Origin of the sequence: Methylobacterium sp. Leaf117, assembly GCF_001422985.1 — a bacterium.
Classification (GTDB): domain Bacteria; phylum Pseudomonadota; class Alphaproteobacteria; order Rhizobiales; family Beijerinckiaceae; genus Methylobacterium.
In genome coordinates, this window is record NZ_LMNL01000001.1 from 60,111 (window position 1) to 77,989 (window position 17,879).

Below are 17,879 nucleotides of genomic sequence, written 5' to 3' on the forward strand. Positions count from 1 at the left end.
CGAGAGAGATGAGGTCGACCATGGTCCCCGTTGCGAGCGCCGTCCGGGCGCCCCGTTCCCGAGCGCTCCACTGCAGCCTGCGCTCGGTCCTGATGGCCGCCACGCTGGCGACCTCCGTCTCGGTCATGGGCCTCGCCGCCCCCGCCTACGCCAAGGGACCGGAATCGCTGGCCGATCTCGCCGATCAGGTCACCGACGCGGTGGTGAACATCTCGGCCTCGACCACCGTCGACGCCCGACCCAACACCCGCTCGGGTCCCCAGCTGCCGCAGGGCACGCCGTTCGAGGACCTGTTCGAGGAATTCTTCAACAAGCGCGGTCAGCGTGGCGGCGGCGGCGACCGCAGCGAGGCCGACCGGCCGAAGCCGCAGCAGCGCAAGTCGAATTCCCTCGGCTCGGGCTTCATCATCGATGCCTCCGGCATCGTGGTGACCAACAACCACGTCATCGGCGACGCCAACGACATCCAGGTCATCCTCCACAACGGCACCAAGCTGAAGGCCGAGATCATCGGCAAGGATGCCAAGATCGATCTGGCGGTGCTGCGGGTGAAGCCGGAGCCGAACAAGCCCCTGAAGGCGGTCCCGTTCGGTGATTCGGAGAAGATGCGCCCGGGCGACTGGGTCATCGCCATCGGCAACCCGTTCGGCCTCGGTGGCTCGGTCTCGGCCGGCATCGTCTCGGCGCGCGGCCGCAACATCGAATCCGGCCCGTACGACAACTACATCCAGACGGATGCGGCCATCAACAAGGGCAATTCCGGCGGACCGCTGTTCAACATGAACGGTGAAGTCATCGGCATCAACACCGCCATCCTGTCGCCCACCGGCGGCTCGGTCGGGATCGGCTTCGCGGTGCCCTCGAACAACGCCGCGCAGGTCATCGACCAGCTGCGGGAGTTCGGGGAGGTCCGTCGCGGCTGGCTCGGCGTCCGTATCCAAAACGTTGACGAGACGACGGCCGAGGCCCTCGACATGAAGGACGGCGTCAAAGGCGCGCTCGTGGCCGGCGTCGACGAGAAGGGCCCCGCCAAGGCGGCGGGTCTCGAGATCGGCGACGTCATCGTCAAGTTCAACGGCACGGCCGTGAAGTCGTCGAGCGACCTGCCGCGCATCGTCGCCTCGACGCCGGTCGGCAAGACGGTGGACGTGCTGGTCATCCGCAAGGGCGCCGAGACGACGAAGTCCGTCACCCTGGGCCGCCTGGAGGATACGGAGAAGCCGACGCTCGCCAGCGTCAAGCAGCCCGAGGCGGAGAGCGCCGTCCGTCAGGTGCTCGGGCTCAACCTGTCCGGCATCACCGACGAGGCGCGCAAGCGCTTCAGCCTGAAGGACAGCCTGAAGGGCGTGCTCGTCACCCGCGTCGACCCGAACTCGACGGCGGCCGACAAGCAGATCAAGCCCGGCGAAGTCATCGTCGAGGTCGGCCAGGAGGCGGTCAGCGCCCCAGCCGACGTGACCAAGCGCATCGACCAGCTCAAGAAGGACGGCCGCAAGTCCGTCCTGCTCCTGGTCGCCAGCGCGAGCGGTGACGTCCGCTTCGTGGCGCTTGGGATCGACTGATCGTCGAAACGACTCTGTGGATACCAAGCCGCCGCCCGAGAGGGCGGCGGTTTTGTCTTGTCCAGGGGAGCGCTTCCCCTCCCTGTTAGGGGAAGGGCGATTGTCGATGGCATTACACCGTCATTCCGGGGCGCCGAAGGCGACCCCGGAATGACGGAGCGGTGCCCGCTGCGCTCAGCCCACGAACTCGGCCGACGCATAGCCCTGCAGATACAGTAGCGCCGTCAGGTCGCCATGGTCGATGCGGACCTGGGCGGCGGCGGCCACCTTCGGCTTGGCCCGGAAGGCGACGCCGAGGCCCGCCTCGTGCAGCATGTCGAGGTCGTTGGCGCCGTCGCCCACCGCAAGGGTCTCGGACCGATCGAGACCGAAGCGCGTGCGAAGGTTGATCAGCGTCGCACGCTTCGTCTCCTTGTCGACGATCGGCTCGATCACCTCGCCGGTGAGGTGCCCGTCCCGTACGCCGAGGGTGGTGGCGTGGGCCTCGTCGAACCCGATCTGCGCAGAGACCGGTCCGGTGAACAGGGTGAAGCCGCCCGAGATCAGGCAGGTGTGGGTGCCGTGCGCCTTCATGGTCTGCACCAGCGTGCGGCCGCCGGGCGTGAGTGTGATGCGCTCGGCGATCAGCGCATCGATCCGGCCCACGGGCACGTCGCGCAGGAGCGCGACCCGCTCGCGCAGGGCCGGGCCGAACGCGATCTCACCCTGCATCGCCCGCTCGGTGATCGCCGCGACGCGATCCTTGAGGCCGATGGTCTCGGCGAGTTCGTCGATGCATTCCTGCTCGATCATGGTCGAATCCATGTCGGCCAGGAACAGGCGCTTGCGCCGGTGCGGGCCGGCCTCGATCACCGCCACGTCGATCGGCTCGGAGGCCAGGGCCGCGCGCAGGCGCCGGGCCAGGGCCGGCGCATCGGCGGGCGCGCCCGGCAGCAGCACCTCGGCGGCGACCTCGCCGTGCAGGATGCGGGGCTGATGTTCGGTGCGCATCACCGCGCGGGTCTCGGCCAGCACCGCATCGGTGATGGCGGGGCGGCTCTCGTTTGCTATCAGGATCGCGACGAGGGTCATCCGGGAGCTTTCCACGCCAGTGTCGCCGGTCCTACAACGCCCACACGCGCAGGTTCTGCCGGCGGCGATCCTCATCGCAGGGCCGACCGCCTCGGGCAAGTCGGGCCTGGCGCTGGCGCTCGCGCGCGATCTCGACGGGGTGGTGATCAACACCGACTCGATGCAGGTCTATGCCGATCTGCGCCGCCTGTCCGCCCGCCCGAGCGCGGAGGAGGAAGCGCTGGCCCCGCACCGGCTCTACGGCCACGTCGACGGAGCGGAGAACTACTCGGCCGGACACTTCGCCCGCGAGGCCGAGCCGCTGATCAAATCGCTGCGCGGCGAGGGCCGCCCGCCGGTCTTCGTCGGCGGCACCGGCCTGTATTTCCGGGCGCTGGAGGAGGGGCTGTCCGAGCTGCCCCCGGTGCCGGATGCGGTCCGGTCGGCCGTGCGGGCCCGGGCCGAGGGACGGGCGACCGAAGACCTGCATGCCGAACTCGCGCTCTGCGATCCGGCCGGCGCGCTCGGGCTTCGCCCCAGCGACCGGGCGCGGGTGATGCGCGCCCTGGAGGTCTTCGCGGCCACCGGCCGGCCCATCGCCGATTTTCACGGGGCACGCCAACCCGGACCGCTCGCCGGCCTGCCCCTGCTCAAGCTGTTCCTGGCGCCCGAGCGCGAGACCCTGCGGCGAGCCATCGATAGGCGGTTCGAGGCGATGATCGCCGGGGGGGCGCTCGACGAGGTCGCGGCCCTGCGCGACCGCCGCCTCGACCCGATGCTGCCGATCATGCGCGCCCACGGCGTGCCGGGCCTGATCGCCCATCTCGACGGCGCGCTGACCCGTGAGGAGGCGATCCGGCGCGGGCAGGGCGACACCCGGCGCTATGCCAAGCGGCAGTTCACCTGGTTCCGCCACCAGATGGGGGCCGACTGGCTCTGGACCCCACCCGAGGAGGCTCTCGGGCGGGCGCGGGCGCTGCTCACGTCTCCAGGCGTGCGATGAGGGACGAAGTGTCCCAGCGATTGCCCCCCATGGCCTGTACGTCGGCGTAGAACTGGTCGACGAGGGCAGTGACGGGCAATTGCGCGCCGTTGCGGCGGGCTTCGGCGAGCAGGATGCCGAGATCCTTGCGCATCCAGTCGACGGCGAAGCCGAAATCGAACGTGCCCGCGTTCATGGTCTTGCCGCGGTTCTCCATCTGCCAGGAGCCGGCGGCGCCTTTCGAGATGACCTCCAGCACGGCCTCGACATCGAGGTCCGCCCGCTTGGCGAAGTGCACCGCCTCGGACAGGCCCTGGACGAGGCCCGCGATGGCGATCTGGTTGACCATCTTGGTGAGTTGGCCGGAGCCCGACGGACCCATCAGGCGGCTGGCGCGGGCAAAGCACAGAATCGCGGATTCGACCTTCGCGTAGGTCTCAGGCTCGCCGCCGCACATCACGGTGAGCGCCGCGTTCTCGGCCCCGGCCTGTCCGCCCGAGACGGGCGCATCGATGAAGCCGAGGCCGGCGGTCTTGGCGGCATCGGCGAGTTCGCGGGCGACCTCGGCCGAGGCGGTGGTGTGGTCGACGAAGATCGCGCCCGGCTCCATGCCGGCGAAGGCGCCATCGTCGCCGAGGGTGACGCTGCGCAGATCGGCGTCGTTGCCGACGCAGGCGAACACGATGGCCTGGCCCTTGGCGGCCTCGCGCGGGGTGGCGGCGAAGGCGCCGCCCTGCGCGGCGACCCAGGCCTCGGCCTTGGCGGTGGTGCGGTTGTAGACCGTGACCTCGTGGCCCTTGGCGGCGAGGTGGCGGGCCATCGGGCCGCCCATCACGCCGAGCCCCAGAAACGCGACCTTCGCCATCATCATCCCCGTTTGTATCCTGAATACGATCGGGGTCTAGGAGCGATGCTGGCGAGCGTCAAACGTTCGCGAACGCTTATCCGCCGGTGACGCTCATGTGGCGCGGCACGGCGGCCGGGCGCGCCCGCTCGATGACGAAGTCGTGGCCCTTGGGCTTGCGCGCGATGGCGTCGATCACCGCCTGGGTCACCAGGGCGTCGTCGGGGGAAGCGCGCAGGGCCGCGCGCAGATCCGCCGCGTCCTCCTGGCCGAGGCACATATAGAGCTTGCCGGTGCAGGTGAGGCGGACGCGATTGCAGCTCTCGCAGAAATTATGGGTCAGCGGCGTGATGAAGCCGAGGCGACCGCCGGTCTCGGCGATGCGGACATAGCGGGCCGGGCCGCCGGTGCGGTCGGGCAGGGGCGTCATGGTGTAGCGCTGTTCGAGCCGGGCGCGCGCCACCGAAAGGGGCAGGAACTGGTCGGTGCGGTCGCCCTCGATCTCGCCGAGCGGCATGACCTCGATGAGGGTCATGTCCATGCCGTCGCCATGGGCCCAGGCGATCATGTCGGCGATCTCGTCCTCGTTGACGCCCTTCAGCGCCACGGCGTTGATCTTGATCTTGATGCCGGCCTTGCGGGCCGTCTCGATGCCGTCGAGCACCACCTTGAGGTCGCCCCGGCGGGTCACCGCGCGGAATTTCTCGGGGTCGAGGGTATCGAGGGAGACGTTGACGCGGCGCACGCCGAGATCGGCCAGCTCCGGTGCGAAGCGGCCGAGTTGGGTGCCGTTCGTCGTCATCGTCAGCTCTTCGAGGGCGCCCGTATCGAGATGGCGGGACAGGCGCCGGAAGAGATGCATGATGTCGCGGCGCACCAGCGGTTCGCCGCCGGTGATGCGCAACTTTCTGACGCCGCGCTGGATAAAAACGGCGCAAAGCCGGTCCAGTTCTTCCAGAGACAGCAGGTCGCGCTTCGGCAGAAACTGCATGTCGTCGGACATGCAGTAGACGCAACGCAGATCGCAGCGGTCGGTCACCGAAATCCGCAGATAGGTAATCGCCCGTTGAAACGGGTCGATCAGCGGCGCTGGCGCGATCGGAGCGGCATCGTCGGTGGCGCGGGGACCCCACATGCGGGATTCTGTGCTCTGTTGGGGTGCGGAAACGTTGGCGCGGTCGCGTGACGATCCTAACATGACGAGACATATGAGGGTTCGTACGGCCGGGGGCAAGTTTGCGCGGGGCGCAGCACCCGTGCAAGGCAGTCGGGCGACCCGGCGGAAGGATGCGACCATGAATCAACAGGCTGTCGACCCGCATGCGGCCCCGGCCGCTCCCGAGCGCTGGCCGACCGAGATCCGCCTCTCGGGCGATAAACGCACCCTGAACGTCGCCTTCGAGGATGGCGGTCGCTTCGCCCTGCCGGCGGAGTACCTGCGGGTGTCGAGCCCGTCGGCCGAGGTCCAGGGGCACTCGCCCTCCGAGCGCAAGGTCATCGGCGGCAAGCAGGACGTGGCGATCCTCAAGGTCGAGCCCATCGGCAACTACGCGGTGAAGCTGACCTTCGACGACATGCACGATACCGGCCTGTTCGGCTGGGGCTACCTCTACGATCTCGGGCGCGAGTACCGGAACCGCTGGGCGACCTACCTGTCCGAATTGCAGGACCGGGGCCTCAGCCGCGAACCCGTGCGCCGGGCTCCGAAGCCGGCCGCGCCCTCGAGCGAGGGGAGCGGAAGCTGCGGCAGCGGCTGCGGTTGCCACTGACCGCCTGATCCGCGCCCCGATCCCGAAAGCCGACCCCGAAAGCCGTCCGATGATGCCGTCCGCATGACGCCCTCGACTCAGCCGGCGACGAGCCGGCGCGTCCTCGCGCTCGCGCTTCCGATGACGCTCGCCAACGTCACGACGCCGCTGCTCGGCTTCGTCGGCGCCACGGTGATCGGCCGCCTGGGCGACGCGGCGCTCCTCGGGGCGATGGCGCTGGGGGCCGTGATCTTCGACGCGATCTTCTGGTCGTTCGGTTCGCTGCGCATGGCCACCGCCGGACTGACCGCGCAGGCGGTGGGCGCCCGCGATGCGGCCGAGGTGGACCGCACGCTGGCCCGCGCCCTGGCGGCGGCTGTGCTCGTCGGCCTGGCGATCGTGGCGCTGCAGGGGCCGATCGGCCGGGCCGCCTTCTCCCTCAGCGGCGCCAGCCCGGCGGTGATCGCCGGCCTGTCGGCCTACTTCCACATCCGCATCTTCGCCGCGCCCTTCACCCTAGCGAATTATGCCATTCTCGGTTCGGTGCTGGGGCGCGGGCGGACCGATCTCGGCCTGATGCTGCAGGTCGCCATCAATCTCACCAACATCGCGCTCACCCTGGCGTTCGTCCTCGGGGCGGACATGAGCGTGGCCGGGGCCGGGCTCGCCACCCTGATCGCCGAGGCGGCCGGCGCGGGTCTCGGCCTGATCCTGCTGGCCCGGCTCGGCTCGCGCCCCTTCGCGGTGCCGTTCCGGGTGGTGCGCGATCCCCTGGCGCTGGCCCGGATGCTCAGCGTCAATGCCGACGTGATGATCCGGACCCTGCTGCTGGTCGGCTGCATCACCCTGTTCTCCGCGCTCGGCGCACGCTCGGGCGACGTGGTGCTCGCCGCCAACGCCGTCCTGTGGAATCTCTTCATGATCGGCGGCTTCTTTCTCGACGGGTTCGCCACCGCCGCCGAGACCCTGTGCGGGCAGGCCGTGGGCGCCCGGGACGAGGCTCGGTTTCGCCGCGCCGCCGCCTTGAGCCTGCTCTGGTGCCTGGCCTTCGGTGGCGCCATCGCGGTCGGCTTTCTTCTGGCCGGCAACCTCTTCATCGACGCGGTGACCACCAGCCCGGAGGTGCGGGCCATGGCCCGGCTCTACCTGCTGCCGGCGGCCCTGGCGCCCCTGATGGCGGCCGTGCCCTTCGCCTTCGACGGCATCTATATCGGCGCCACCTGGACGCGGGCCATGCGCAACCTGATGCTCGCAGCGAGCGCGCTCTACGGAGTCGCCCTGTTGACCGCCCACGCGGCCGGCCTCGGCAATGGCGGGCTGTGGCTCTCGTTCCTGATTCTCCTGGCCGGGCGCGGGATCAGCCAGGCGCTGGCCTATCCTGGACTGGTGCGCCGGACCTTCGCCGGGCGCGACGCGATGCCTCTGGATAAACGCGTGTCGGATTTCACGCCGGCCTGACACCATTTCGCGATGCGGGTTGAATTCCCTTCGTACGGATAGGCTTTGGACACATACGAAGCGGGTATGAACTGTCGGATCATCATCGATCTACTTGCCTGTTCATGCTCTGCCTCAGTTTGGAATGGTTCTGATTAAGGAACGTGACGAAAAAGCCTCTTTGCTTGTTATGTTCGCTGGTCTACGCGCTAGCCACGATGCGCAAGATTCTTTCCTCCCTTCTCCCCGCCACCTTGGCCGCCACCCTGATTGTCGGAGGCGCCGCGTTCAGCGGGCGCGCCGAGGCGAAGGAGACGCCGATCGGTCCCCACGTGACCCAGAACGGGATCGAGGTCGGCGCCGTCTACCTGCAGCCGATCGAGATGGACCCGCCGGACATGATGCGCGCCGCCGCGCAGTCCGACATCCACCTGGAGGCGGACATCCATGCCGCCAAGGACAACCGCAACGGCTTCGCCGAGGGTGACTGGGTCCCCGCCCTGGTGGTGAATTTCGAGATCACCAAGCTCGAGGGCGAGGCCGCCACCGGGCCGAAGGTCGCCGGTTCGCTGATGCCGATGGTCGCCAATGACGGCCCGCATTACGGTGACAACGTCAAGCTGTCCGGCCCCGGGCGCTACCGCCTGAAGCTGACCGTGGCCCCGCCCGGCGCCAACAGCCATTTCGGTCGCCACGTCGACAAGGAGACCGGCGTCGCCGAATGGTTCAAGCCGTTCGACCTGATTCAGGATTTCACCTTCGCGGGAATCGGCAAGAAGGGAGCCTATTGAGCCCCATGGCCGTTCTGCACCGAACCGTTTTCGCAGCCCTCGCGGCCGGCCTCCTCGCCACCGCCCCGGCGCGGGCCGAGGATCTGCCGGTCATCAAGGTCGAGATGAAGGATGGGGCCATCACCCCGAACGTCATCGAGGTTCCGGCCAATACCCGTTTCAAGCTCGAGATCACCAACACGGGTACCAGTCCGGTGGAGTTCGAGAGCCTGGAACTGAAGCGCGAGAAGGCGCTGGCGGCGGGGGCGACCTCGTCCATCGTGTTCCGCACCGTCGATCCCGGCACCTACGACGTGTTCGACGACTTCCATCCGAACGCGAAAGCGACCCTGGTGGCGAAGTGAATCGCTCCACCCCCCTGAAGCGCGTGACGAAGTGAGCCTCCGGGGGCCGCTTCGACGTTGAACTCTAATCCCGGCGAACTCCGACCCCGGCGAACTCCGACCCTGGCGAACTCCGACCCTGGCGAACTCCGACCCCGGCACAGAACCCCTGGTGAATCGAACCGGAATGGCGGCCTCGACTTCCCTCACGCCGCGCGACGCCCGAGATGCCTGGATCGACGCGAAGCTCGCCGATCTCGGGCAGTGGCTGCAGCGCCATGGCGGCACCATCCGCACCATCCAGTGGGGCGTGGTGGCGGTCTACCTCGTGCTGGTCGCCGTGCCGGCCTTCCTGCCGCTGCCCGATCGCAGCGCCCATCTCTGGAACAATCTCACGGTCTTCGCCCAATTCGCCTTCTGGGGCATCTGGTGGCCCTTCGTGCTGGTCAGCATGGTGGTGGTCGGACGGGCCTGGTGCGGCATTCTCTGCCCCGAGGGCGCCCTGACGGAATTCGCCAGTCGCTGGAGCCTGGGGCGCGCCGTGCCGCGCTGGATCACCTGGGGCGGCTGGCCCTTCGTGGCCTTCGCCGGCACCACGGTCTACGGCCAGATGGTCAGCGTCTACGGCTATCCGAAGCCGGTGCTGGCGGTGCTCGGCGGCTCCACCGTGGCGGCGATCGTCGTCGGGCTGCTCTACGGCCGCAACAAGCGAGTCTGGTGCCGCTATCTCTGTCCCGTCAACGGGGTCTTCGCGGTGCTGGCCAAGCTGGCGCCGGTGAGCTTCCAGGTCGACCACGCCGCCTGGGCCACCTCGCCGAAACCGAAATCATCCCCGAACCAGAAAAGCGAGAGCTTCAACTGCGCGCCCCTGGTGCCGGTGAAGACCATGAACGGCGCCGGCGCCTGCCATATGTGCGGGCGCTGCTCCGGCTATCGCGGCGCCGTGCGCCTCGCGCGGCGCTCGCCCACCCACGAGATCGTCCACGTGGCCGGCTCCGAGCCGAGCCTGGACCAGACCGTGCTGATCCTGTTCGGCATGATGGGCCTCGCGGTCGGCGCCTTCCAGTGGTCGTCGAGCCCCTGGTACATCGACGCCAAGCAAGCGCTCGCCACCTGGTTGATCGAGCACGGCCTCACCTGGCCCCTCGAGACCACGCTGCCCTGGTTCATCCTGACCAACTACCCCGAGCACAACGACGTGCTCAGCCTGCTCGATGGCGGGCTGCTGCTGGGCTACATCGCCGCCGCCGCGGTCGTGCTGGGCGTCTCGCTGTCGGCCCTGGTCGGGCTCGCGACCCTGTCGCTCGGCGGCTGGTCCCTGCGTCGCTTCCACCATCTCACCCAGACGCTGATCCCGGTGGCGGGCTGCGGCGTCTTCCTCGGCCTCTCGGCCCTGACGGTGACGTTCCTGCGCGGCGACGGCATCCACATTCCCTACGTCTCGGAAATGAGGGCCGCGCTCCTTCTGGGTACCAGCCTGTGGAGTGTCTGGCTCGCCTGGTCGGTGGCGGGCCTCTCGGCCGGGGGGCTGCGCCGCCTCGGCGCGACCCTCGGCATCGCGGCGGCCTGCTCGCTCTCGGTCTACGGCTGGGCGCTGCTGTTCTGGATCTGGTAGGGCGACCGGTTCGGTCGCGCGTGCCAACACATAAGGAATCCTCCGCATGATCGGAGCCTTCGTCATCGCCTTCCGCGAAGTCATCGAGGCGGGCCTCATCATCGGCATCGTGCTCGCGGCGACGCGCGGCATCGCCGGGCGCGGCCGCTGGATCGGCCTCGGCGTGGTCGGCGGCCTCGCGGGCGCGGCCCTGGTGGCCCTGTTCGCCGAAAGGATCTCCGATGCCTTCGAGGGCGCCGGCCAGGAAATCCTGAACGCCGCCGTGCTCATCGTCGCCGTGCTGATGCTGATCTGGCACAACACCTGGATGGCTAAGCACGGGCGCGAACTGGCCGGCGAGCTGCGCGCGGCCAGCGAGGCGGTCCGCACCGGTCAGAGCACCGCCGCCGGCCTCGCCCTGGTGGTCGGCGCCGCCATCCTGCGCGAGGGCGCCGAACTCGTGCTGTTCCTCTACGGACTCGTCGCTTCCGGCACCTCCGGGTACGACATCCAGTTCGGCGCCTTGGCCGGCGTCGCGGTCGGCGCCGCCACCTCCGCGGTGAGCTATTTCGGCCTCGCGGCGATCCCGACCCGCTACGTCTTCTCGGTGACGAGCGGCCTCATCGTCCTGCTCGCCGCCGGGCTCGCCGCCCAGGCCGCGCAGTTCCTCACCAATGCGGGTCTGATCACCGTGCTCGACCGGCCACTGTGGAACACCTCCTCTGTCCTGCGCGAGGACAGCATGGTCGGCCGCGTGCTCCACGCCCTGGTCGGCTACACCGACCGGCCGAGCGCCATGCAGGTGCTGGTCTATCTCGGCACCATTCTGGTCATGGTCGCGCTGATGCAGGTGTCCTCTGCCGGCAAGCGCCGCCAGCTCCGCACCGCCTGACCGCCGATGCACGTCAGCCACGCCCCCGACGCGCCGGCCAGCCCGGCCATCGGTTTCGACGCCTTCCTGGCGGTCGACATCCGCGTCGGGACGGTCGTCTCGGCCGAGCCATTCCCGGAGGCGCGCAAGCCCGCCCTCAAGCTCGTCATCGATTTCGGGCCGGTGATCGGCCGGAAGCGCTCGAGCGCCCAGATCACCGAGCATTACCCGGCCGAGGATCTGCCCGGCCGGCAGGTCGCCGCCGTGGTGAACTTTCCGCCCCGCCAGATCGGCAGGTTCCTGTCGGAGGTGCTGACCCTCGGTTTCGCCGATGCCGACGGTGCCGTGGTGCTGTTCCGCCCCGATCAGCCGGTGCCGGACGGCAGCCGCCTGTTCTGAGGACAAAGCGTTCGGAGGGCCGCTTGCCCGGAGCGCGGTTTTTCGCCATCCCTGTCCGATGAGCGACCGCGACGACGACGAATCCGGCATCGAGTGGGACGACGGGTTCGCTGCCGAACTGGTCGGCGCCACGCTGTTCGTCGGCGTCACCTATCTCGACCACGATGGAACCCTGATCCGCCGCCAGCAGGTCTTCGGCCGGGTCGAGACGGTGGATGCCGAGGCCGGAATCACGATCCAGCCCTTCGACGGCGCCGCGTCGTTCACGATGGTGCCGATCCTGGAGGCCATCGAGCCGGCCGATCCCGGTTCGTACCAGCTTTCGCCCGAGGATCCGGTGGTCGAGAACCCGGACTATACGGTGATCTTCAGCCTCACGGCCCCGCTTCGTCACTGACGGGCGCCCGCTTCTAGCGACGCAGGGGGGTTCCATGCGTCCAGTCGGCCAGCCGGGCGGCGAGGGACGGTCCGTCGCCGGAGAGGACGACGATCTTGAGGCGGGCGGTTTCGCCGGAGGCGATCCGGATGTCGGATCGACGGAGCTTCAGGGTCTTGGCCAGATACGCGATCAGCGCCGCGTTGGCCGCGCCCTCCACGGGCGGCGCGGCCACCCGGAGCTGCAGGGCGATCCGCCCCTCCGCATCCGCCACCAGACCGTCCAATCCCTCGCGGCTCGCCCGCGGGGTCAGCCGTACGGCGAGGCGGAGACCCTCGGGGATCTGTTGATAGGGCTCGTCCATCCGTCACCGATGCGGGATCGTATCCGGTCTATCCATGTCTCGGTCTCGACTTGTCTCGTCTCGCCCGGAGCCGGACATCCCTCGGTGATCGCGCGGTGCGCTGCAACAAATTCGGTGGAATGCCACGCTAATCCGGCCGTCCCGGGGTGTCCTGGCCGGCGTGCTGCACTAAGCTTCCGGGAAAACCACAGGAAGCCCCGATGTCCGACCTCCGCCTGCGCCGCAGCGTGCTCTATATGCCCGGTTCGAACCAGAGGGCGCTCGATAAGGCCAAGACCCTGTCCGCCGATTCGCTGATCCTCGACCTGGAGGATGCGGTGGCGCCGGACGCCAAGGATCTGGCGCGCGAGCAGGTCTGCGCGGCGGTGAAGGGCGGCGGCTACGGCACGCGCGAGATCATCATCCGGGTGAACGCGCCGCAGACGCCCTGGGGCGAAGCCGACCTCAAGGCCGCCATCGAGGCGCGGCCCGACGCGATCCTGATGCCGAAGGTGTCCTCGCCGGCGGTGCTGGAGAGCATCGCCAATCATCTCGAAGCCCTCGACGCCCATGAGAGCATCGCCGTCTGGGCGATGATCGAGACCCCGGCGGCGATTCTGAATATCCAGGAGATCGCCAAGGCGCAGCGCGACCGGCGCACCCGGCTGACCTGCTTCGTGCTCGGCACCAACGATCTGGCCAAGGACACCTGGGCGCAGCTCGTGCCCGGCCGGGTGCCGATGCTGCCCTGGATGATGTTCACCCTGGCGGCCGCCCGCTCCGAGGGGCTGACCATCCTCGACGGCGTGTGGAACGACATCGAGGACGTGGATGGCTGCCGGGCCGAGTGCCAGCAGGCCCGCGACCTCGGCTTCGACGGCAAGACCTTGATCCACCCCAACCAGCTCGAGCCGGCCAATACCTGCTTTGCTCCCTCGGACGAGGAGGTCCGCCGCGCCCGGCTGGTGATCGAGGCCTTCGAGAAGGCGGAGAACGCGAAGCGCGGCGCCATCAAGATCGAGGGCCGCATGTACGAGCGCCAGCATATCAGTATGGCCCGCCGCGCGGTGAACTGGCGCGAGGCGATTGCCGCCAAGGGCTACTGACAGCCTCGTGCGGCGGCATGGCGGAACACCCTCGGGCGTCGGTGCTTGTCCCGGCTGAAACCGGGCGCCACCGCGCGCCCGCTCCATCCAGGACAGAGCCGACCGCATGAGCCCGATCCTCCAACCCTTCACCCTGGGCGATCTGACGCTCAAGAACCGCGTCGTGATGGCGCCGCTGACCCGCAGCCGGTCCTCGACCGAGGGGGTGCCGCCGGATTTCGCGGTGGATTACTATGCGCAGCGCGCCAATGCCGGCCTCATCATCAGCGAGGCCACCAACATCTCGCCCCAGGCAGTGGGCTACGCCTACACGCCGGGGATCTGGAGCGACGCGCAGGTCGAAGCCTGGAAGCCCGTCACCGCCGGGGTCCATGCCAATGACGGCCTGATCTTCCTCCAGCTCTGGCACACCGGCCGGATCTCGCACCCGGACGTCCAGCCGGACGGACAGCTGCCCGTGGCGCCCTCGGCGCTGAAGCCCGAGGGCACGGCCTTCACGGAATCCGGGATGCAGCCGCACGTCACGCCGCGTGCCCTGGAGACCGACGAGATCCCCGGCATCGTCGAGGATTACCGCCGGGCTGCCGAGAACGCCAAGCGCGCGGGCTTCGACGGAGTCGAGATCCACTCGGCCAACAATTACCTGCTCGAACAGTTCGTGCGCGATTCCACCAACCACCGCACCGACCAGTATGGCGGCTTGATCGAGAACCGCCTGCGCTTCCCGCTCGCCGTGGTGAAGGCGGTGACCGAGGTCTGGGGCGGCGGCCATCGCGTCGGCATCCGGCTCTCGCCCGCCACCACGGAGCCCGGCAAGACGCCGCTCGACAGCGACCCGAAGGCGACCTTCGGCGCCTATGTCGAGGCCCTGAACGCGTTCGACCTGCTCTACGTGCACACGATCGAGGGGGTGACGCAGCAGACCCGCGACGTGCCGGATTCGGTCGATTTCGGGCAGATCCGCGAGCGCTTCAACGGCGCCTATATCGGCAACAACCAGTACACCCTGGAGCTGGCCGAGAAGGATCTGGCGGAGGGCCGGGCCGACCTCTTCAGCTTCGGGCGCCCCTACATCGCCAATCCGGATCTGGTGCAGCGCCTCGAAACCGGCGCCCCCCTCGCCGAGGCCCCGAAGCCATACTGGTACGGCGGCGGCGCCAACGGTTACTCGGACTGGCCGGGGATGAACGGGCCGGTGGCGATCAAGCGCTGAGCCGCCGATTTCTTCTCCCCCGCCGGGAGGGAGCAAGAGTTGGGGCTTCGCTGAGGGACCTTACAGTCTTGGAAGCTGGCGGAGTCACCTGTCTCGTGACCCTTCCCACGCGGGCAGGTGATCGCAAATGGAACCTCAGGGTCATTCCGGGGCGCCGCAGGCGAGCCCGGAATCCAGAGCCGCTGACGGTGCAACGTCTTGCGCCACCTGCGTTTCTGGGTCCCGGGCTCCGCTGCGCGGCCCCGGGATGACTCGGTGGTAAAATTGATCTTTCGGCACGCACCTCAGCGAATGTCATTTCCTTCCATACCGGGAAAGGATCGACATCGCGGCGTTGGCCGGAACTTCCCAGCTCGGAACGAGATGCCTAACCGTGCAGGTGGGCCAGCACAGCGTCGCCGGCCGCGTTGAGCGCGTAGCGTGTGCGCTGGGTCCTGGCGTTTCGCTCGGTCAGTGTCAGCAGGCCCGCATCGCTCGCCAGGGTCTCGACCGCCCGCAGCACCAGGGCGTGCTCGATGCCGAACACCCGGGCGAAGCTGCGGCTGTCGTCGGCGAGCCGGAGGTGGAGGCCGGCGAGGATGCCCGCCTCCAGGGTCGTGAGCCCGGGCTGAAGCGCGGCCACCGAGTCGGTCGCCGCCAGGAAGGTCTCGGCGTCCGCGGGCGGTTCACTCATGCGGCCATCGGGGCGCGCAGGCGCACAAGGACCGACTTCGAGGTCGGCGTGTCGCTCTCCGCGCCGAAGGTCGAGAGCGGAACGAGCACGTTGAGTTCCGGATAGTACCCGGCCAGCGAGCCGCGCGGCATGTCGAAGGGCACGAGGCGGAAGTTCTCGGCCACACGGGTGACGCCGTCCGCATGGGTGCCGACGATGTCGACCCGGTCGCCGGTCAGAGCGCGGATCTCGGCGAGGTCGTCCGGATGGGCGAAGACCACCCGGCGCTCGCCGTAGACGCCGCGATAGCGGTCGTCGAGGCCGTAGATCGTGGTGTTGTACTGATCGTGGCTGCGGAAGGTCTGAAGCACGAAGGTGCCCGGATCGCGCTTCGCCTGCTGATGCTCCGTGCTCTCCGGCAGCGGATGGGCGGCGAAGTTGGCCCGGCCGGTCGGCGTCTCGAAGTTCCGCTCGGCCGCCAGATTGCGCAGCATGAAGCCGCGCGGGCGCCGGACGCGCAGGTTGTAGCCGGTGAAGCCCGGGATCGTGCGCTCGATCAGGGTGCGGATGCCGTCGTAATCGTCGGCCAGAGCCGCCCAGTCGACCCGCTCCGATCCGACCGTCGCCGCCGCCATGCCGGCGATGATGCCGATCTCCGAGCGCAGTTCGTGCGAGGCCGGCTTGTTGATGCCACCCGAGCCGTGGACCATGCTCATCGAATCCTCGACCGTGACGATCTGGGTCCTGCCCTTCGAGTTGCGGTCGATCTCGGTGCGGCCGAGGCAGGGCAGCAGGTAGGCGACGCGGCCCGGCACGAGGTGGGAGTGATTGAGCTTCGTGGCGATGTGGACGGTGAGGTCGCACGAGGCCAGGGCCTTGGCCACCAGGGTGGTGTCCGGCGTCGCCCGGGCGAAATTGCCACCGAGACCGATGAAGGCCTTCGACGAGCCGTCGAGCATCGCCCCGATGGCGGCGAGCACGTTGTGGCCGTGCTTGCGCGGCGCCGCGAAGCCGAACTCCTGCTCAAGGGCGTCGAGGAGGCTCGCGGGTGGCTTCTCGTTGATGCCCACCGTGCGGTCGCCCTGCACGTTGGAATGGCCGCGCACGGGGCACAGGCCGGTGCCGGGGCGCCCGACATGGCCGCGCAGCAGCATGACGTTCGCGAGTTCGCGGACGGTGGCCACCGAGTGCCGGTGCTGGGTCACGCCCATCGCCCAGGTGCAGATCACCTTGTCGGCGGCGAGGTAGACCCCGGCCGCCACCTCGATATCGGCACGGGACAGACCGGACTGATCCTCGATCGCGTCCCAGGTGGTGGCATCGACGACGGCCCGGTAGGCCTCGTAATCGGCGGTGTGGTTGCGCAGGAAGCTGCGATCGAGCAGCGACGGCTTGCCCGCGGCGAGCGCCGCGTCATCGGCCGCGAGCACGGCTTTCGCGATGCCCCGGAAGGCCGCCATGTCGCCGCCGAGGCGTGGTTGGTAATAGTGGCTCGCCACGGGCGCGCTCGCGCCGCGCAGCATCTCCACGGTGTTCTGCGGATCGGCGAAGCGCTCCAGGCCGCGCTCGCGCACGGGGTTGAACACCACCACCTTGGCGCCGCGCTGGGCGGCACGCCGCAGATCGCCGAGCATGCGGGGATGGTTGGTGCCGGGATTCTGACCGACGACGAAGATCGCATCGGCCTTCTCGAAATCCTCGAGCAGGACGGTGCCCTTGCCGACGCCGATCGCCGCCTGCAGGGCGATGCCGCTGGCCTCGTGGCACATGTTGGAGCAGTCGGGGAAGTTGTTGGTGCCGAAATGGCGCGCGAAGAGCTGATACAGGTAGGCGGCCTCGTTGGAGGCGCGGCCGGAGGTGTAGAACTCGGCCTGATCCGGCGACGCGAGGCCGCGCAGAGTGGCGCCGATCTCGGCGAAAGCGGCATCCCAGGTGGTGACGACGTAGCGGTCGGCAGCCGCGTCGTAGCGCATCGGATGCGTCAGGCGGCCCTCGCCCTCCAGGGCATAGTCGGTCCAGCCGCGCAGCTCGGTCACGGTGTGCTTGGCGAAGAACTTCGGCGGGGTGCGCTTGTCGGTGGCCTCCCACGAGACCGCCTTCACGCCGTTCTCGCAGAACTCGAAGGAGGAGCCGTGCTCCGGATCGCCCCAGGCGCAGCCCGGGCAGTCGAAGCCGTCCGGCTGGTTGGCCTTGAGCATCGCCCGCGCACCCGAGAGCGGCGCCCGGCTCCCCAGGAGATGCTTGCCGCAGCTTTTCAACGCGCCCCATCCGCCGGCGGCGGAGGAACGCTTGGGGGACGCGACCGGATGATCCATCGAGGGTCCTGGCTGAGACACGGGTGCTATCGAAGAGACGAGAACGCTACTCCCGATATCGCAGTGCACCGGAAGGGCTCAACGATGCAAAAACGCAGGCCAGTCCTGCGCTTAGGGGTGCCATGCGTTTCGTGCAGGGCGGCTTTCCGAGAGGTTAAACTCATTCGAAACCGCAACGCCGTTCCGGCTATGCAGGACGCATGGGTCTCGGGCATGGAGAGCGGGCCGGAATAACGAGCAAATCTGGCGGGCACGGTTTTTGAGCAAAATCCG

General features: G+C 68.8%; 18 protein-coding genes. 12 read left to right on the forward strand and 6 right to left on the reverse strand.

Going from position 1 to position 17,879, the window contains the following annotated elements; all coding sequences use genetic code 11:
- Nucleotides 1-20 precede the first annotated feature (20 nt).
- On the forward strand, nt 21-1,562 hold the full coding sequence (locus ASF57_RS00260; protein ID WP_056478775.1) for a DegQ family serine endoprotease: 1,542 nt from the start codon (nt 21-23) through the stop codon (nt 1,560-1,562).
- 174 nt (nt 1,563-1,736) lie between these two features.
- On the opposite strand, the gene serB is transcribed toward ASF57_RS00260, so the two are convergent.
- The gene (gene serB / locus ASF57_RS00265; RefSeq protein WP_056478778.1) at nt 1,737-2,633 is read right to left on the reverse strand and encodes a phosphoserine phosphatase SerB; all 897 of its coding nucleotides are present in this window, start codon (nt 2,631-2,633) and stop codon (nt 1,737-1,739) included.
- A 19-nt stretch (nt 2,634-2,652) separates the two neighbouring features.
- On the opposite strand from serB, the gene miaA reads away from it, so the two are divergent.
- Nucleotides 2,653-3,615: a tRNA (adenosine(37)-N6)-dimethylallyltransferase MiaA gene (gene miaA, locus ASF57_RS00270; RefSeq protein ID WP_244476751.1), complete on the forward strand. Its 963-nt coding sequence runs from the start codon at nt 2,653-2,655 to the stop codon at nt 3,613-3,615.
- Here miaA and ASF57_RS00275 read toward each other — a convergent pair.
- Both ASF57_RS00275 and moaA read right to left on the reverse strand, forming a co-directional pair.
- Entirely contained in the window at nt 3,593-4,459 is an 867-nt protein-coding gene (locus ASF57_RS00275; protein ID WP_056480059.1) for an NAD(P)-dependent oxidoreductase, read from the reverse strand. The two genes, miaA and ASF57_RS00275, sit on opposite strands and share 23 nt — an antisense overlap.
- Before the next feature lie 76 nt (nt 4,460-4,535).
- Complete coding sequence (moaA, locus tag ASF57_RS00280) at nt 4,536-5,573, reverse strand: GTP 3',8-cyclase MoaA (RefSeq protein WP_056478781.1); 1,038 nt, start codon at nt 5,571-5,573, stop codon at nt 4,536-4,538.
- A gap of 160 nt (nt 5,574-5,733) precedes the next feature.
- Between moaA and ASF57_RS00285 the strand changes: the two genes are divergently transcribed.
- The 8 genes from ASF57_RS00285 (at nt 5,734) to ASF57_RS00320 (ending at nt 11,998) form a co-directional block, all read left to right on the forward strand.
- A complete protein-coding gene (locus ASF57_RS00285; RefSeq protein WP_056189848.1) occupies nt 5,734-6,207 on the forward strand; it encodes a DUF971 domain-containing protein in 474 nt (157 codons plus the stop codon).
- Nucleotides 6,208-6,270: 63 nt separating this feature from the next.
- On the forward strand, nt 6,271-7,644 hold the full coding sequence (locus tag ASF57_RS00290) for an MATE family efflux transporter (protein WP_056478784.1): 1,374 nt from the start codon (nt 6,271-6,273) through the stop codon (nt 7,642-7,644).
- A gap of 197 nt (nt 7,645-7,841) precedes the next feature.
- A complete protein-coding gene (locus ASF57_RS00295) occupies nt 7,842-8,414 on the forward strand; it encodes an iron transporter (RefSeq protein WP_056478787.1) in 573 nt (190 codons plus the stop codon).
- Between the two features lie 5 nt (nt 8,415-8,419).
- Nucleotides 8,420-8,758, forward strand: coding sequence for a cupredoxin domain-containing protein (locus ASF57_RS00300; protein WP_056478790.1), 339 nt, complete (start codon nt 8,420-8,422; stop codon nt 8,756-8,758).
- Nucleotides 8,759-8,924: 166 nt separating this feature from the next.
- Nucleotides 8,925-10,352, forward strand: a complete 1,428-nt coding sequence (locus ASF57_RS00305) for a 4Fe-4S binding protein (protein ID WP_056478793.1) — start codon at nt 8,925-8,927, stop codon at nt 10,350-10,352.
- 46 nt (nt 10,353-10,398) lie between these two features.
- Nucleotides 10,399-11,223 carry an FTR1 family protein gene (locus tag ASF57_RS00310; protein ID WP_056478796.1) on the forward strand — a complete coding sequence of 275 codons (825 nt, stop codon included), beginning with the start codon at nt 10,399-10,401 and terminating at the stop codon, nt 11,221-11,223.
- A 6-nt stretch (nt 11,224-11,229) separates the two neighbouring features.
- On the forward strand, nt 11,230-11,601 hold the full coding sequence (locus ASF57_RS00315) for a tRNA-binding protein (protein WP_056478800.1): 372 nt from the start codon (nt 11,230-11,232) through the stop codon (nt 11,599-11,601).
- 58 nt (nt 11,602-11,659) lie between these two features.
- On the forward strand, nt 11,660-11,998 hold the full coding sequence (locus tag ASF57_RS00320; RefSeq protein WP_056189868.1) for a hypothetical protein: 339 nt from the start codon (nt 11,660-11,662) through the stop codon (nt 11,996-11,998).
- A 13-nt stretch (nt 11,999-12,011) separates the two neighbouring features.
- Here ASF57_RS00320 and ASF57_RS00325 read toward each other — a convergent pair whose 3' ends face one another.
- On the reverse strand, nt 12,012-12,341 hold the full coding sequence (locus ASF57_RS00325) for a DUF167 domain-containing protein (RefSeq protein WP_056478803.1): 330 nt from the start codon (nt 12,339-12,341) through the stop codon (nt 12,012-12,014).
- Nucleotides 12,342-12,541: 200 nt separating this feature from the next.
- Between ASF57_RS00325 and ASF57_RS00330 the strand changes: the two genes are divergently transcribed.
- Complete coding sequence (locus tag ASF57_RS00330; RefSeq protein ID WP_056189874.1) at nt 12,542-13,426, forward strand: CoA ester lyase; 885 nt, start codon at nt 12,542-12,544, stop codon at nt 13,424-13,426.
- Between the two features lie 106 nt (nt 13,427-13,532).
- Nucleotides 13,533-14,639: an alkene reductase gene (locus ASF57_RS00335; protein ID WP_056478806.1), complete on the forward strand. Its 1,107-nt coding sequence runs from the start codon at nt 13,533-13,535 to the stop codon at nt 14,637-14,639.
- A 367-nt stretch (nt 14,640-15,006) separates the two neighbouring features.
- Here ASF57_RS00335 and ASF57_RS00340 read toward each other — a convergent pair whose 3' ends face one another.
- On the reverse strand, nt 15,007-15,312 hold the full coding sequence (locus tag ASF57_RS00340) for a hypothetical protein (protein ID WP_056478809.1): 306 nt from the start codon (nt 15,310-15,312) through the stop codon (nt 15,007-15,009).
- Entirely contained in the window at nt 15,309-17,606 is a 2,298-nt protein-coding gene (locus ASF57_RS00345) for an FdhF/YdeP family oxidoreductase (protein WP_056478812.1), read from the reverse strand. The genes ASF57_RS00340 and ASF57_RS00345 overlap by 4 nt, the downstream gene beginning before the upstream one ends.
- Nucleotides 17,607-17,879 lie beyond the last annotated feature (273 nt).

Excerpts from the sequence above, each read along its gene's own strand:
- serB (WP_056478778.1), bottom strand. The coding sequence starts at position 2,633 with ATGACCCTCGTCGCGATCCTGATAGCAAACGAGAGCCGCCCCGCCATC.
- ASF57_RS00290 (WP_056478784.1), top strand. The coding sequence starts at position 6,271 with ATGACGCCCTCGACTCAGCCGGCGACGAGCCGGCGCGTCCTCGCGCTC.
- ASF57_RS00315 (WP_056478800.1), top strand. The coding sequence starts at position 11,230 with ATGCACGTCAGCCACGCCCCCGACGCGCCGGCCAGCCCGGCCATCGGT.
- ASF57_RS00285 (WP_056189848.1), top strand. The coding sequence starts at position 5,734 with ATGAATCAACAGGCTGTCGACCCGCATGCGGCCCCGGCCGCTCCCGAG.
- ASF57_RS00305 (WP_056478793.1), top strand. The coding sequence starts at position 8,925 with ATGGCGGCCTCGACTTCCCTCACGCCGCGCGACGCCCGAGATGCCTGG.
- moaA (WP_056478781.1), bottom strand. The coding sequence starts at position 5,573 with ATGTGGGGTCCCCGCGCCACCGACGATGCCGCTCCGATCGCGCCAGCG.
- ASF57_RS00325 (WP_056478803.1), bottom strand. The coding sequence starts at position 12,341 with ATGGACGAGCCCTATCAACAGATCCCCGAGGGTCTCCGCCTCGCCGTA.
- ASF57_RS00340 (WP_056478809.1), bottom strand. The coding sequence starts at position 15,312 with ATGAGTGAACCGCCCGCGGACGCCGAGACCTTCCTGGCGGCGACCGAC.
- ASF57_RS00300 (WP_056478790.1), top strand. The coding sequence starts at position 8,420 with ATGGCCGTTCTGCACCGAACCGTTTTCGCAGCCCTCGCGGCCGGCCTC.
- ASF57_RS00345 (WP_056478812.1), bottom strand. The coding sequence starts at position 17,606 with ATGGATCATCCGGTCGCGTCCCCCAAGCGTTCCTCCGCCGCCGGCGGA.
- ASF57_RS00330 (WP_056189874.1), top strand. The coding sequence starts at position 12,542 with ATGTCCGACCTCCGCCTGCGCCGCAGCGTGCTCTATATGCCCGGTTCG.
- ASF57_RS00335 (WP_056478806.1), top strand. The coding sequence starts at position 13,533 with ATGAGCCCGATCCTCCAACCCTTCACCCTGGGCGATCTGACGCTCAAG.
- ASF57_RS00320 (WP_056189868.1), top strand. The coding sequence starts at position 11,660 with ATGAGCGACCGCGACGACGACGAATCCGGCATCGAGTGGGACGACGGG.
- ASF57_RS00295 (WP_056478787.1), top strand. The coding sequence starts at position 7,842 with ATGCGCAAGATTCTTTCCTCCCTTCTCCCCGCCACCTTGGCCGCCACC.
- ASF57_RS00260 (WP_056478775.1), top strand. The coding sequence starts at position 21 with ATGGTCCCCGTTGCGAGCGCCGTCCGGGCGCCCCGTTCCCGAGCGCTC.
- ASF57_RS00275 (WP_056480059.1), bottom strand. The coding sequence starts at position 4,459 with ATGGCGAAGGTCGCGTTTCTGGGGCTCGGCGTGATGGGCGGCCCGATG.
- ASF57_RS00310 (WP_056478796.1), top strand. The coding sequence starts at position 10,399 with ATGATCGGAGCCTTCGTCATCGCCTTCCGCGAAGTCATCGAGGCGGGC.